The 13,915-nt window shown below is 70.9% G+C and carries 14 protein-coding genes; 7 read left to right on the top strand and 7 right to left on the bottom strand.

Going from position 1 to position 13,915, the window contains the following annotated elements; genetic code table 11:
- Nucleotides 1-32 precede the first annotated feature (32 nt).
- The 4 genes from ACWEOH_RS09855 to ACWEOH_RS09840 all read right to left on the bottom strand — a co-directional run bounded on the left by ACWEOH_RS09855 (nt 33) and on the right by ACWEOH_RS09840 (nt 3,171).
- The gene (locus ACWEOH_RS09855) at nt 33-800 is read right to left on the bottom strand and encodes a hypothetical protein (protein ID WP_452030461.1); all 768 of its coding nucleotides are present in this window, start codon (nt 798-800) and stop codon (nt 33-35) included.
- On the bottom strand, nt 797-1,705 hold the full coding sequence (locus ACWEOH_RS09850) for an ABC transporter ATP-binding protein (protein WP_452030460.1): 909 nt from the start codon (nt 1,703-1,705) through the stop codon (nt 797-799). Before ACWEOH_RS09850 ends, ACWEOH_RS09855 begins: the two co-directional genes overlap by 4 nt.
- Nucleotides 1,702-2,061 carry a GntR family transcriptional regulator gene (locus ACWEOH_RS09845; RefSeq protein ID WP_452031900.1) on the bottom strand — a complete coding sequence of 120 codons (360 nt, stop codon included), beginning with the start codon at nt 2,059-2,061 and terminating at the stop codon, nt 1,702-1,704. Before ACWEOH_RS09845 ends, ACWEOH_RS09850 begins: the two co-directional genes overlap by 4 nt.
- A 111-nt stretch (nt 2,062-2,172) precedes the next feature.
- Nucleotides 2,173-3,171: a DMT family transporter gene (locus tag ACWEOH_RS09840; protein ID WP_452030458.1), complete on the bottom strand. Its 999-nt coding sequence runs from the start codon at nt 3,169-3,171 to the stop codon at nt 2,173-2,175.
- Nucleotides 3,172-3,382: 211 nt separating this feature from the next.
- On the opposite strand from ACWEOH_RS09840, the gene helR reads away from it, so the two are divergent.
- The 3 genes from helR to ACWEOH_RS09825 all read left to right on the top strand — a co-directional run bounded on the left by helR (nt 3,383) and on the right by ACWEOH_RS09825 (nt 7,286).
- Nucleotides 3,383-5,548, top strand: a complete 2,166-nt coding sequence (gene helR / locus ACWEOH_RS09835; protein WP_452030456.1) for an RNA polymerase recycling motor ATPase HelR — start codon at nt 3,383-3,385, stop codon at nt 5,546-5,548.
- Between the two features lie 55 nt (nt 5,549-5,603).
- Complete coding sequence (gene lpdA / locus ACWEOH_RS09830; RefSeq protein WP_452030454.1) at nt 5,604-7,004, top strand: dihydrolipoyl dehydrogenase; 1,401 nt, start codon at nt 5,604-5,606, stop codon at nt 7,002-7,004.
- A gap of 81 nt (nt 7,005-7,085) precedes the next feature.
- Entirely contained in the window at nt 7,086-7,286 is a 201-nt protein-coding gene (locus tag ACWEOH_RS09825) for a hypothetical protein (protein ID WP_452030452.1), read from the top strand.
- A gap of 25 nt (nt 7,287-7,311) precedes the next feature.
- Here ACWEOH_RS09825 and ACWEOH_RS09820 read toward each other — a convergent pair whose 3' ends face one another.
- The 3 genes from ACWEOH_RS09820 to ACWEOH_RS09810 form a co-directional block, all read right to left on the bottom strand.
- A complete protein-coding gene (locus ACWEOH_RS09820; protein ID WP_452030450.1) occupies nt 7,312-7,731 on the bottom strand; it encodes a nuclear transport factor 2 family protein in 420 nt (139 codons plus the stop codon).
- 151 nt (nt 7,732-7,882) lie between these two features.
- Nucleotides 7,883-9,496: a solute symporter family protein gene (locus tag ACWEOH_RS09815; RefSeq protein WP_452030448.1), complete on the bottom strand. Its 1,614-nt coding sequence runs from the start codon at nt 9,494-9,496 to the stop codon at nt 7,883-7,885.
- Complete coding sequence (locus ACWEOH_RS09810) at nt 9,496-9,864, bottom strand: DUF485 domain-containing protein (protein ID WP_148733296.1); 369 nt, start codon at nt 9,862-9,864, stop codon at nt 9,496-9,498. Before ACWEOH_RS09810 ends, ACWEOH_RS09815 begins: the two co-directional genes overlap by 1 nt.
- Before the next feature lie 204 nt (nt 9,865-10,068).
- On the opposite strand from ACWEOH_RS09810, the gene ACWEOH_RS09805 reads away from it, so the two are divergent.
- Genes ACWEOH_RS09805 through ACWEOH_RS09790 form a run of 4 tightly spaced genes read left to right on the top strand, consistent with a single transcriptional unit; the run spans nt 10,069 to nt 13,914 of the window.
- Entirely contained in the window at nt 10,069-11,316 is a 1,248-nt protein-coding gene (locus ACWEOH_RS09805) for a sensor histidine kinase (protein ID WP_452030446.1), read from the top strand.
- The gene (locus ACWEOH_RS09800) at nt 11,313-12,056 is read left to right on the top strand and encodes a LytR/AlgR family response regulator transcription factor (RefSeq protein ID WP_452030444.1); all 744 of its coding nucleotides are present in this window, start codon (nt 11,313-11,315) and stop codon (nt 12,054-12,056) included. The genes ACWEOH_RS09805 and ACWEOH_RS09800 overlap by 4 nt, the downstream gene beginning before the upstream one ends.
- Nucleotides 12,053-12,436, top strand: a complete 384-nt coding sequence (locus ACWEOH_RS09795) for a DUF485 domain-containing protein (RefSeq protein ID WP_452030442.1) — start codon at nt 12,053-12,055, stop codon at nt 12,434-12,436. Before ACWEOH_RS09800 ends, ACWEOH_RS09795 begins: the two co-directional genes overlap by 4 nt.
- Nucleotides 12,433-13,914, top strand: a complete 1,482-nt coding sequence (locus ACWEOH_RS09790; protein WP_452030440.1) for a sodium/solute symporter — start codon at nt 12,433-12,435, stop codon at nt 13,912-13,914. Before ACWEOH_RS09795 ends, ACWEOH_RS09790 begins: the two co-directional genes overlap by 4 nt.
- Nucleotide 13,915: the final 1 nt, after the last annotated feature.

Below are 13,915 nucleotides of genomic sequence, written 5' to 3'. Positions count from 1 at the left end.
GGATGCCGCGCCGCGGTCTGTGCGCTCGAGGATCAGCGGGGTGTCGCCCGCCGGATCACGATGTAGCCGCCGACCGCGAAGCATGCGGCGAGACCGAGCACGATCGTGAACACGCCCACGAGGCCGATGCCGAGGAACCACTCGATGATCGCCGTCCAGCTCTGGGTGAACGTCGCGATGGCGACGACGGCGAGCGCGAGGGCGACGGCACCGAATCCGAGGATCATCATGCCGCGCATGCGCCACCGCAGGTACACGGTCGTGACGCTCGCCCCGATGAAGAGCACGAGGAGCTGGAGCGCGAACGTCGTGTAGAAGTCGACGAGCCAGCCGTTCTGCCCGTACCAGAGCGCATCGAACATCGAGATGTCGAGCCACCACCCACCGGTCGCCTGCTCGATCTGCACGAGCGTGGCGATGGCCGCGGCCATCTCGAGCGACACGAACACGAACATCGCGCTCGTGCCCAGCCAGAAGTCGCGTCGCGTGGTCCCGAAGCCGAGGGCGAACGACAGGGTCATGGCGATGGACTGCACGCCCACGACGACGAGGTACCACTGGGGCGAGAGGACCGCCCAGCTGTACCGCATGCCCTCGCCCATCTTCGCGGTGTCCACACCTGCGCCACCGACGATGATCCCGATCACGACCATCACCAGCCATGCGCCGCCCAGGATGAGCCACGGGATCCCGAAGAACACCGACGGCGTCACGGCATGCAGGCGGACGATGCGCCAGATCTCCTGGATCCGGGAGCGTGGCTCGGTGCGGACCATCGATCGGTCGATGACGGCGGTCATGCTGCGACCTCCTGTTCGGTCGAGTCGGCCCGGAGATCGGCGCCGGTCATGTGGACGATCAGCTGCTGGAGCGAGACCGGCGCGAGCTCGAGGCCGAGCTCGGCGGCGCGGATGCGGTCGGCCTGGTTCAGGCGTTCGTCGATGGTGACGGATGCGAGGCCGCCGATGCCCTCACGACCGATCACGGCGCGATCGGCGACGAACGACTCGACGGCTGCGCGCGCCCCGGCCACGGTCGTGGCCGAGCCGCGCACCTCCTCGGCGTCGCGGTCGAGCAGGATGCGCCCCTGGTCGATGATGAGCAGGTGCTCGAGGAGGTTCGCGACCTCGTCGATCAGGTGCGTCGAGAGCACGATCGTGCGCGGGTGCTCGGCGTAGTCCTCGATGAGCCGGTCGTAGAAGATCTGCCGGGCGACGGCGTCGAGACCGAGGTAGGGCTCGTCGAAGAACGTCAGCGGCGCTCGGGAGGCGAGCCCGACGATGACGCCGACCGCGGAGAGCTGGCCGCGCGAGAGCTTCTTGACGTATCGCGTGAGCGGAAGACGGAAGTCGTGGACGAGTCGCTCGGCGAACTCGGCGTCCCAATTCTCGAAGAACCACGGGGCGGCCTTGAACACGTGCGAGGGCTTGAAGCTGTCGGGGTAGCGCTGCGACTCCGCGATGAAGCAGATGCGGCGCAGCACGTCGGCGTGCTCGGCGGGCTCGCGACCGAACACGTCGAGCTCGCCGCCGTCGGGGAAGATCTGGCCGGTGAGCATCTGCATGACGGTCGTCTTGCCGGCGCCGTTGCGGCCGAGGAGCCCGTAGATCCGGTTCTCCTCGAGCGTGAAGTCGACGGCGTCGACGGCGGTGAACGAGCCGTATCGCTTGGTGAGCCCGCGAGCGCGGACCACGGTGCCGGTCATGATCGGATCCTTTCGGCGCGGAGGAGTCCCGCGAGTTCGTCGATGTCGATGCCGAGCTTCTCGGCTTCGATGATGAGCGGTCGGATGTACTCGGTGGCGAAGTCGGCCCTGCGGCGCTCGATCAGACGCTCGCGTGCGCCGGTGGTCACGAACATGCCGATCCCCCGTCGCTTCTCCACGATTCCGTCGTCGACAAGGCGATTCACCCCTTTCAGTGCGGTGGCCGGGTTGACCCGGAGGAACGCGGCGAATTCGTTCGTCGACGGGATCTGGCTGCCCTCGGGCAGCGACCCCGCGATGATGTCGTTCTCGACCTGTTCTGCGATCTGGATGAAGATCGGTCGCGATTCGTCCATTCGGGCCCATCCGGTGCGGTGCGTGTGGTCTGAACCTCGTTGGTTCATTACTTGTGTAACTAACCAACCATCCTCGCGTGCCGATGTCAAGACCCGCCCCGGTGATCGAGGTCAGGCAGCGGATGCCGCGGCGCGACGCCGCCCGAGCCGCAGGCGCCCCTGCGCGAACAGGATGCCGACGAGCACCAATGCGCCGCCGACGGGCTCGTGCCACGAGAGCTGCTCGCCGAGCAGCAGGATGCCGAGGCCGACGCCCACGACGGGCGTGACGTACGTCACCGTCGAGACGTTGGTCGGGCCCCAGGCGCGCAGCACGTTGATGTTCCAGATGTAGGCGAGGCCGGTGCCGAGCACGCCGAGGGCGAGCAGCGACCCGACGATCGCCCAGTCGAGCTCGACCGGCTCGAGCGCGAGCCACGGCGTGAGCACGAGCATGACGACGGCCGAGACGCCGATCGAGAGGAAGGCGAAGGTCGCCGGGGCGATCGGCCGCTGGCTGAGGAACTTCCGCTGGTACCCGAAGGTGAACCCGTAGCAGAGCGTCGCGACCAGGCAGGCGAGCTGCCCCGCGAGGCTGCCCGTGAAACCGGCGATCTGCCACGGCCCGATCACGACGAGCACCCCGATGATGCCGAGCCCGACGCCGAACCAGCGGCTGCCCGAGAGTCGCTCGACGCGGAACACGAGCGTCGCCATCAACGCCGTCATGATCGGGGTGGTCGCGTTGTAGATCGAGGCGAGGCTCGACGACACGTACTGCTCGGCCCACGCGAAGCACAGGTACGGGATCACGCAGGTCGTGACCGACACGACGAGGAAGTGCCCCCACACGACGGGCTCCCTTGGCAGCACGGGGCCCTGCCGGCCGTCGGGTGCGGTGACGCGCGGCCGCGTCACGAGCACGATGAGGCCGAGCGCGATCGCGCCGAGCACGGTGCGCGACCAGGCCACCTGGCCGAACGAGACGCCCTCGAGGGCGACCTTCATGAACAGGAAGCTCGCACCCCAGATGACGCCCATCGCGAGGAACTGCAGCCACGCGGAGACCGCGCTCGGTCGGCTGACGGATGCCGCGGGCGGGGCGTCGACGGTGGTGGTGCGTTCGCTCACCGGTCGAGGCTACGTCCGACCCCGGTGCCGCCGTCACCGTTCCGGGGGTGCTTGTCCGGAATCCGCCGAAGAACGGCAGCCGACACGAGAACGGAGAGGCCCTGCCAGCCTCTCCACTTCCAGTTTACGGCCGGGATGGGGCCTTGCCGCAAGGCCCGGGTCGTGGGGGATGATGGTCGGTCTGCCGAACCCCCGGATCGGAGCCGACGTCGTGAATCCCCTGACCACCAGCGTGTTCGACCTGCCCGAGCGCCTCGCGCAGAAGGCCGACCCCGCGCTCGTCGCCACCGACGAGAGGCACTTCGCCGCCATCGCGGAGCGCCTCGAGCGGTCGATCGCCGAGGTGTCCGATCGCCTCGATGCGGTACGCCGCGAAGGCGATGGCGATGGCGAGGGTCAGGCGGCGCTCGACCGCGACCTCGAGGTGCACCGGCTCACCGGTCGCCTGCGCGTCCTCCGTCGCTTCGGCCTCGACCTCTGCCTCGGGCGGATCGTGCACGCCGACGATCCCGAGCCCGTCTACATCGGCCGCATCGGCCTCGCCGATGAGACGGGCGGTCGGCTGCTCGTGGACTGGCGCTCCCCCGCCGCCGAGCCGTTCTTCGCGGCCACGCACGGCGACCCGATGGGCCTCACGAGCCGTCGGAGGTACCGCTGGGCCCGCGGGCGGATCAGCGACTACTGGGACGAGGTGTTCACGGCCGAGGGGCTCGAGCACCATGCCGCGCTCGACGACCAGTCGTCGTTCATCGCGAGCCTCGGCAGCAGCCGCTCGGATCGGATGCGCGACGTGCTCGCCACAATCCAGGCGGACCAGGACGCGATCATCCGCGCCGGCTCCCGAGGTGCGCTCGTCGTCGACGGCGGCCCGGGCACGGGCAAGACCGTCGTCGCGCTGCACCGCGCGGCGTACCTGCTCTACGCCGATCCGCGCCTCGGCCACCGCCGCGGCGGCGTGCTCGTCGTCGGCCCGCACCAGCCCTACCTCGACTACGTGGCCGACGTGCTCCCGGGGCTCGGCGAGGAGGGCGTGCAGACGTGCACGCTGCACGACCTCGTGCCCGAGGGGGCAGGGGCCCTGCCCGAGGCCGACGCCCGCGCGGCCACGCTCAAGGCCTCCGCCCGGCTCGTGCAGGCCGTCGAGGCGGCGGTCACGTACTACGAACGACCGCCGAGCGGCGAACTCACGATCGACACGCCGTGGGCAGACGTCGACGTGGACCCCGAGGACTGGGCGGAGGCGTTCGAGGCCCCCGAGGCCGGCACGCCGCACAACGAGGCGCGCGACGAGGTCTGGGAGGACCTGCTGCGGATCCTGTGCGACAAGCGCGACGACGTGTCGCCGCACCTCCTGCGTCGGGCGCTGGCGCAGAGCGACGAGCTGACCGGCACGTTCCGCCGGGCCTGGCCGGTGCTCGACCCGGCGGGGGTCGTCGCCGACCTCTGGTCGGTGCCGGCGTACCTGCGGCGGTGCGCGCCGTGGCTCGCCACCGCCGACGTCGCGGCGCTGCAGCGCGAGGACGCCCGGGCCTGGACGATCGCCGACCTGCCCTACCTCGACGCGGCCCGACGCCGGATCGGCGACCCCGAGGCATCCCGCCGCCGTCGGCTGCGCGAGGCGGCGCTCGCCGACGAGCGCGAGCAGCGCGAACTGGTGCTCGAGCACCTCATCGCGGCCGACGACTCCGAGATGGCCGTCATGTCGATGCTGCGCGGCCAGGACGTTCGGAACACGCTCGTCGACGAGGCCGCGCTGCCGATGGCCGATCCCGACCTGCTCGCCGGTCCGTTCGCGCACGTCATCGTCGACGAGGCTCAGGAGCTGACGGATGCGGAGTGGTCGATGCTCCTCACCCGGTCACCCTCGCGCAGCTTCACGATCGTGGGGGACCGCGCACAGGCCCGGCACGGCTTCACGGAGTCGTGGCGGGAGCGGCTCGAGCGGATCGGCCTCGACCGCATCGACGTCGCGACGCTGAACATCAACTACCGCACGCCGACCGAGGTCATGGCGGAGGCCGAACCCGTCATCCGGGCGGTGCTCCCCGACGCCAACGTGCCCACGTCGATCCGCAGCACCGGCGTGCCCGTGGCGCACGGCGCCGTCTCGGAGCTCGGCGCGACGCTCGACACGTGGCTCGCCGAGCACGCCGAGGGCATCGCCTGCGTCATCGCCTCGCCCGCGATCGAGGCCGACCGGCTCCCCGCGACGACGCGTGTGCGATCGCTGACGCCCGAGCTCGCGAAGGGGCTCGAGTTCGACCTGGTCGTGCTCATCGACCCCGAGCGGTTCGGAACGGGCATCGAGGGCGCGGTCGATCGCTACGTCGCGATGACCCGGGCGACCCAGCGGCTCGTCATCCTGACGAGCACCTGAGGACCCCCTGAGGCGCACATGACGCGACGGCCCCGACGGTCCTAGGCTCTTGCGCATGACCGAACAGTTCGATGTCGTCGTCCTCGGCGCGGGTCCTGGCGGCTACGTGGCCGCGATCCGCGCCGCACAACTCGGCCTGAAGGTGGCCGTCGTCGAGGAGCGGTACTGGGGCGGGGTCTGCCTCAACGTGGGCTGCATCCCCTCGAAGGCGCTCCTGCGCAACGCCGAGCTCGCCCACATCTTCCACGCCCAGGCCGCGACGTTCGGCATCTCGGGCGACGTGCACTTCGACTTCGGCGCCGCGTTCGACCGCAGTCGCCAGGTGTCGGAGAAGCACGTCAAGGGCGTGCACTTCCTCATGAAGAAGAACGGGATCACCGAGTTCGACGGCAGGGGCTCCTTCCGCGACGCGAACACGCTCGACGTGACAAAGGCCGACGGCACGGTCGAGTCGATCCCGTTCCGGAACGCGATCATCGCGACGGGCTCGCAGGTGCGCCTCCTGCCCGGCGTGCAGCTCTCGCAGAACGTCGTCACCTACGAGACGCAGATCCTCACCCGCGACCTCCCGCGATCGATCGCGATCGTCGGAGCCGGCGCGATCGGCATGGAGTTCGCGTACGTGCTGCGCAACTACGGCGTGGAGGTCACGGTCATCGAGTTCCTCGACCGCGCCCTTCCCAACGAGGACGTCGAGGTCTCGAAGGAGATCACGCGGCAGTACCGCAACCTCGGCATCCCGATCCTCGCCTCGACGAAGGTGGAGACGGTCGTCGACAACGGGGCATCCGTCACCGTCTCGTACACCGGCGCCGACGGGCAGCCCGGCTCGCTCGAGGTCGACAAGGCGCTCATCTCGGTCGGCTTCGCCCCGAACGTCGAGGGCTTCGGGCTCGAGAACGCGGGCGTGCAGCTCACCGAGCGCGGCGCGATCGCCATCGACGAGCGGATGCGCACCAACGTGCCGCACATCTACGCGATCGGCGACGTCACCGCCAAGCTCATGCTCGCCCACGTCGCCGAGGCGCAGGGCGTCGTCGCAGCCGAGACCATCGGCGACGCCGAGACCATGGAGCTCGGCGACTACCGGATGATGCCGCGCGCGACCTTCTGCTCGCCGCAGGTCGCGAGCTTCGGCCTCACCGAGCAGCAGGCGCGCGACGAGGGCTACGACGTGGTCGTCGCGAAGTTCCCGTTCACCGCGAACGGCAAGGCGAACGGCCTCGGCGACCCGGTGGGCTTCGTGAAGCTCGTCGCCGACAAGCAGCACCTCGAGCTCGTCGGCGGCCACCTCATCGGCCCCGACGTCTCGGAGCTGCTCCCCGAGCTCACGCTCGCCCAGAAGTGGGACCTCGGAGCGCTCGAGCTCGCGCGCAACGTGCACACTCACCCGACGCTGTCGGAGGCGCTGCAGGAGGCGTTCCACGGCCTCACGGGCCACATGATCAACATGTAGCGACGACCGGTCGTCGAGTAGCGCCGCGCGAAGCGCGACGCGTATCGAGACGCGAACACCCAGTGAAGGAAGCGGGCGGAGATGAACGGTTTGCTGATCGGCCTCGGCGCCCTGATGATCGTGGTCGGCGGGGTCTGGACGCTGCAGGGCGTCGGCGTGCTGCCCGGCTCGGTCATGAGCGGCGTGGCCCTCTGGGCGATCCTCGGGCCGATCGTGGCGCTCGTCGGCGTGGCCCTGCTGGCGTGGGGCATCGCGCGGCGGCGACGCCGCGCCCGCGGCTAGCGCCCCCGGCGGATCCGCGGCGCGCTCAGCCGGTCGTCGGGAACGGGTCGTAGCAGTCGTACGCCTCCACCCGCCGGATCCGATCGCCGTCGATGCCGAAGCTGATCACGCTGTTCGAGTGCAACCGCGTGCCGACGGGCACGGTGCCCAGCGACTGCGCCACCCGCCCCCGCCAGTCGACCTGCACGACGACGTCGTCGCCCGACGCGACCACCCGTCGGACGTCGTAGCGCTGCTCGTCGATGATGCCCGCGCCGGCCGTGCTCGCCGCGAGGATCTCCGCCAGTTCGCGGCGACCGCCCCGCGGGTTCATGAGGCTGGGGTGGTCCACCTGCTCGACGTCGGGATGGAGGAACTCGAGGAGCGCCTCGCCGTGCGTTCCGGACTCGATGGCCCGGATGAATCGATGGACGAGGTCGAGCTGCGGCGAGGATGTCCCAGTCATGGGCTCAACCTACCCACGCCGACGCGCAGGGTGAAGGGGGCGGATGCTCGTGGCATCCGCCCCCGTTGGTGCTATCCACGCGGCATGGGCAGGCGTTCCCGCCGCGTCGATGGCTGCCCGGCGGCCGGTCCCCGACCACCGCCGGAACCCCTTAGTGGCTCACCGCCTTCTCGGCGCCGATGCCCGTGAGCGAGCGCACCTCCATCTCGGACTGCTTCTTCGGGTCCTCGATCGTCTTGTCGAGCACGCTCACGATCCAGCCGAGGAGGAAGGCCAGCGGGATCGAGACGATGCCCGGGTTCGACAGCGGGAACCAGGCGAAGTCGATCGCCTCGGTCTTCAGCATCGACGTCTCGGAGCCCGAGACCACCGGCGAGAAGACGATGAGCACGATCGCCGAGATGAGGCCGCCGTACATGCTCCACAGGGCGCCCTTCGTGGTGAAGCGCTTCCAGAAGAGCGAGTACACGATGGTCGGCAGGTTGGCGGATGCCGCGACGGCGAACGCGAGGGCCACGAGGAATGCGACGTTCTGGCCGTTCGCGCCGATGCCGCCGATGATCGCGACGATGCCGATGATGACCACCGTGCGGCGGGCCACCTTGACCTCGGCGCCCGGCTCGGGCTTGCCCTTCTTCACGACCGACGCGTAGATGTCGTGCGCGAACGAGGCGGCCGCGGTGATCGTGAGGCCGGCCACGACCGCGAGGATCGTCGCGAACGCGATCGCCGAGATCAGGCCGAGCAGCAGCGGTCCGCCGAGCGAGAACGCGAGCAGCGGAGCGGCCGAGTTCGGGCCGCCTGGCGCCGCGGCGATGACCGCCGGGCCGACGAGGGCCGCCGCGCCGTAGCCGAGCACCAGCGTGAACACGTAGAAGATGCCGATGAGCCAGATCGCCCAAACGACCGACTTGCGCGCCTCCTTGGCCGTGGGCACGGTGTAGAACCGCATGAGCACGTGTGGCAGGGCCGCGGTGCCGAGCACGAGGGCGAGGCCCAGCGAGAGGAAGTCGACCTTCGAGACATCCGACACGCCGTACTTCAGGCCCGGGTCGAGGATCGCGGGGTTCTCGGCCACGGCGACGGCCTTGTCGAGCAGCGCCGAGAAGTCGAACCCGTTGAGCGCGAGCACCCACACGGTCATCACGCCGGCGCCCGCGATGAGCAGCACCGCCTTGATGATCTGCACCCACGTGGTGCCCTTCATGCCGCCGATCAGCACGTAGAGGATCATCAGCGCGCCGACCACGGTGATGACGAGGGCCTGTCCGACCTGGTCGCCCACGCCGAGCAGCAGCGACACGAGGCCGCCGGCGCCCGCCATCTGGGCGAGGAGGTAGAAGAAGCAGACGACGAGCGTCGTGGTGGCCGCCGCGATGCGCACCGGGCGCTGCTTGAGCCGGAACGACAGCACGTCGGCCATCGTGAACTTGCCGGTGTTGCGCAGGAGCTCCGCGACGAGCAGGAGCGCGACGAGCCACGCGACGAGGAAGCCGATCGAGTAGAGGAACCCGTCGTAGCCCGTCATGGCGATGGCGCCGACGATGCCGAGGAACGAGGCCGCCGACAGGTAGTCGCCCGCGATCGCCGAGCCGTTCTGGCCGCCGGTGAACGAGCGCCCGGCGGCGTAGTAGTCGGCCGCGGTCTTGTTGTTCCGGCTGGCGCGGAACACGATGACCATCGTGACGGCGACGAACGCGCCGAAGATGGCGATGTTGAGCCAGGGCTCGCCGGGCGAGGTGCTCGCCGCTTCGAAGTGCAGCATCAGCGCGCCTCCTCGTTCTCGAACGCGCCCGTCTCGATCTCGTCGCGGATCTCCTCCGCGAGCGGGTCGAGGCGCTTGTTGGCGTAGTGGACGTACCACATGGTCACGGCGAACGTCGTGACGACCTGGGCCAGGCCGAGGATCATCGCGACGTTCACGCTGCCGAACACGCGGGTCGACATGAAGTCGTGCGCGTAGCTCGCGAGCAGCACGTAGGCGAAGTACCAGGCGAGGCAGGCGCCCAGGACCGGGAAGACGAAGCTCCGATGCGTGCGCCGGAGCCGTTGGAACTCGGGTGATGCTTGGACCGCGCCGTAGTCGACCTCTGCGAGGGTCGTGCTGGTGGCGCTCGGGGCCTCGTTGCCCATGGCGTCTCTCCTTCGAGGGGGGATCGGCGGGACCGACGGCCGCGCCGCTGCGTCGAGTTCGTCCCTTGAGGGACCCGGCAGTGCGACCATGCTTCCCCTCGGCTCGAAGCGCTTGGGGCGGTCGCCGCTCGTCGTCGGTGAACGGCGCCCACGGTGCGACGAACGGCGGATCGGCGACGACGAACGACGGCTACGCTGGCGTGCATGCCCGAGTCGATGCTGCTCGCCGCTGCCGCCGGCGTCGTCGCCGGGGCACTCGCGGTCGGCGTGGTCATCCTGCTCCGGCGCATCGTGGTCGCGTCGAAGGACCTGGGCACCGACGTCGAGCAGGCGACCTACCAGACGCTGCACCTCGCGAGCCGGGCGGCGAAGCACCTCCGCGGGGGCATCGCCGAGGGCGACGCCGTCAAGGCCGGGCGACACCTGCGCGCCCTGCTCGGCTGCGAGACGCTCGCGCTCGTCGGTCCGGCGGGCGACGTGACGGTCGAGGGCGACGACGTCGTGCGGGCGGTCGCGGGCCGGCTCGCCGCTGAAGCACGTGCGTCGGGTCGGCCGCAGGTGCAGCGCCGCATCAAGCTCGGCGAGCGCGAGACGGATGCCGTCGCCGCCCCGATCCTCGCGAGCGGCGTGCCGGCCGGGGCGATCGTCGCCTTCGCGCCCCGCGTCCGTGCCGGGCTCGTGCGCGCGACGGGCGAGGTGGCGGACTGGGTCGCGGCCCAGGTCGAGCTCGGCGAGCTCGACGCCTCGCGCGCCGCACTCGCCGAGGCCGAGGTGCGTGCACTCCGGGCGCAGATCAGCCCGCACTTCATCTACAACTCGCTCAACGCGATCGCGTCGTTCATCAACACCGACCCCGCGAAGGCGCGCGAGCTCGTGCTCGAGTTCGCGGACTTCACGCGGTACTCGTTCCGCCGGCACGGCGACTTCACCACGGTCGCCGAGGAGCTCCGCTCGATCGACAGCTACCTGAAGCTCGAACGCGCGCGGTTCGGCGACCGGCTGACGGTCACGCTGCAGATCGCGCCGGAGGTGCTCTCGACGGTGGTGCCGTTCCTGTCGATCCAGCCGCTCGTCGAGAACGCGGTGCGGCACGGGCTCGAGGGCAAGGAGGGCGGCGGCCGCATCACGATCGAGGCGTCCGACCAGGGCGCGTTCGCCGAGATCAGCGTCGAGGACGACGGCGTCGGCATCGACCCCGCGGTGCTCGAACGCGCGCTCGCGGGCGGCGCCCCGGGCGAGCACGTGGGCCTGCGCAACGTCGACGCCCGCCTCCGGCAGGTCTACGGCGACGAGCACGGACTCGTCGTCGAGACCAACGTGGGCGCGGGCACGCTCGTGCGGATGCGCGTGCCGAAGTCGCAGCCCGGTCGCGTCGCGGCATCCGCCGGCCCCGACCGCCTCGCGGCAACCCCCGATCGCCTCCGCGACGCCGATGGGAGACTGGAACCGTGATCTCCGTGCTCATCGCCGACGACGAGCAGCCCGCGATCGACGAGCTGGCGTTCTTGCTCGGGCAGGACCCGCGCATCGGGGTCATCCACCAGGCCGCGTCGGGCGCCGAGGCGATCCGGCTGCTCACACGCGAGCCGGTCGACGCCGCGTTCCTCGACATCCACATGCCCGGACTCAACGGCTTCGACCTCGCCCGGGCCATGCAGCGGTTCGAACGCCGGCCCGCGCTCGTGTTCGTGACCGCCGACGAGGAGGGTGCGCTCGAGGCCTTCGACCTCGCCGCCGTCGACTACCTGCTGAAGCCCGTGCGGACCGAGCGGCTGCAGCGCTCGATCACCCGCATCGTCGAGGCGTTGAAGGCGCAGGCGACGCCGGCGACGGATGCCGCGGCATCCGCCCAGCCCGAGATGATCGCCGTCACGCTCGGTGGCACGACCCGCATGATCCGCCGCGACGAGGTGCGGTACGTGCAGGCCCAGGGCGACTACGCCCGGCTGCACACCGAGGAGGCGAGCTACCTGGTGCGCGTGCCGATGTCGGACCTCGAACGGCAGTGGTCGGACGCGTTCGTGCGGATCCACCGCTCCTACCTCGTGGCGATCCCGCACCTCGCACGCATCCGGCTCGGCGGCGACCACCCGAGCGTGACCGTCGGCGCGGCGGAGCTGCCCGTGAGCCGGCGCCTGCTGCCCGCGCTGCGCGAGCGGCTCGAGTCGGCGACGATCCGGCCGCGGCCATGAGCTCTGAGGAACCGCCGCCCCGGGTGCGCGTGACCGCGCCGCACGCCGGGTCGGCCGCGGCATCCGCCCGGCCCATGCCGCACCACGGCGCGGAGGCGCCGACGAGCGACATCGCGGGGGTCTACGTGCGCTCGCTGATCCGGTCGCAGCTGCGCCTAGGGATCGTGTTCGCGGTGGGCTTCGTCGTCGCGACCGCCCTGTTCGTGCTCGGGATCGCGTTCCTGCCGCAGTTCGACGAGACGTTCGTGTTCGGGGTGCCGCTGTCGTGGCTGCTGCTCGGCGCGGGGGTCTACCCGCTCGCGATCACGGTCGGCGGGCTCTACGTGCGCGCGGCGTCGCGCAACGAGGCGCGCTACCGGTCGCTCGCGGAGGACGAGTGAACGCGGCGATCGGCTACATCGCGATCGCGGCCGTGGCGGTCGCGTCGGCGCTCATCGGGTTCTACGGCCTGCGCGTCTCGCGCACGACGAGCGACTTCTACGTGGCGAGCCGCACGGTGCGACCGTGGTGGAACGCGTCGGCGATCGGCGGGGAGTACCTCTCGGCGGCGTCGTTCCTCGGCATCGCCGGACTCATCCTGCTCACCGGGTCGTCGGCGCTCTGGTTCCCGATCGGCTACACGGCGGGGTACCTCATGCTGCTGCTGTTCGTGGCCGCGCCGCTGCGGCGCTCGGGCGCGTACACGATCCCCGACTTCACCGAGGCGCGCCTCGAGTCGGTGTGGGCGCGTCGGGTCACGAGCACCCTCGTCATCGTCATCGGCTGGTTCTACATCGTGCCGCAGCTGCAGGGAGCGGCCCTCACCGTGCGGATCACGACGGGCCTGCCCGCCTGGGCCGGCTCGCTCGCGGTCGCGGTCATCGTCGCCGTCGTCGTCGCAGCGGGCGGCATGCGCTCGATCACGTTCGTGCAGGCGTTCCAGTTCTGGTTGAAGCTCACGGCGCTCGCGATCCCGGTGGTCGCGCTGCTGCTCCTCGTCGGCAACGTGCAGCCCGCCCTCCCGCCCGTCGAGGCGTTCCCCGCGAGCGCCGGCCCGGGCGACCTCGACGTGTACCGCACGGTGTCGCTCATGGTGGCGCTGCTGCTCGGCACGCTCGGGCTCCCCCACGTGCTCGTGCGCTTCTACACGAACCCCGACGGCGTCGCGGCCCGGCGCACGACGGTCATCGTGCTCGTGCTGCTCTCGGTGTTCTACCTGTTCCCCACCGCCTTCGGGCTGCTCGGCCGCGCGTTCGCGCCCGACCTCGCCGCCTCGGGCGACGCGGACGCGCTCATCCTGCTGCTGCCCGACCGGCTCATCGCCGGGCCGCTCGGCGACGTGCTCACGGCCCTCGTCATCGCGGGCGCGTTCGCGGCGTTCCTCTCCACGTCGTCGGGCCTCGTGGTGTCGCTCGCGGGCGTGATCAGCCAGGACCTGCTCGGCGGCAGCGTGCGCGGCTTCCGCATCGCGGCGGTGCTGTCGTCGTTCGTGCCCCTCGTCGTCGCGCTCGCGACCGAGTCGACGGGGCTCGCCGGCAGCGTGGGGCTGGTGTTCGCGTTCACGGCCTCGACGCTGTGCCCCGTGCTCCTGCTCGGGATCTGGTGGCGCGGACTCACGGCCCGCGGCGCGATCGCCGGCATGCTCACCGGCGCCGTGCTCTCGGGGGTCGCGATCCTGGGCGGCGCGCTCGTCTCGTCGTGGCTGCCCGCACTGCGCCCGTTCCTCGAGCAGCCGGCGGCCTGGACCGTGCCGATCGCGGTGCTCGTGACCGTGCTCGTCTCGCGCGGCGATCGCCGCGGCATCCCCCGCGGCACCGACCGCTTCCTCACCCGCCTGCACGTGCCCGAGCCGGCACGGCACCACGGCCGCGACGGCTGAG

Source organism: Agromyces sp. NPDC004153, assembly GCF_053603635.1.
The sequence above is the reverse complement of the archived record's forward strand: the minus strand, read 5'-3'. Positions and strand labels throughout refer to the sequence as shown.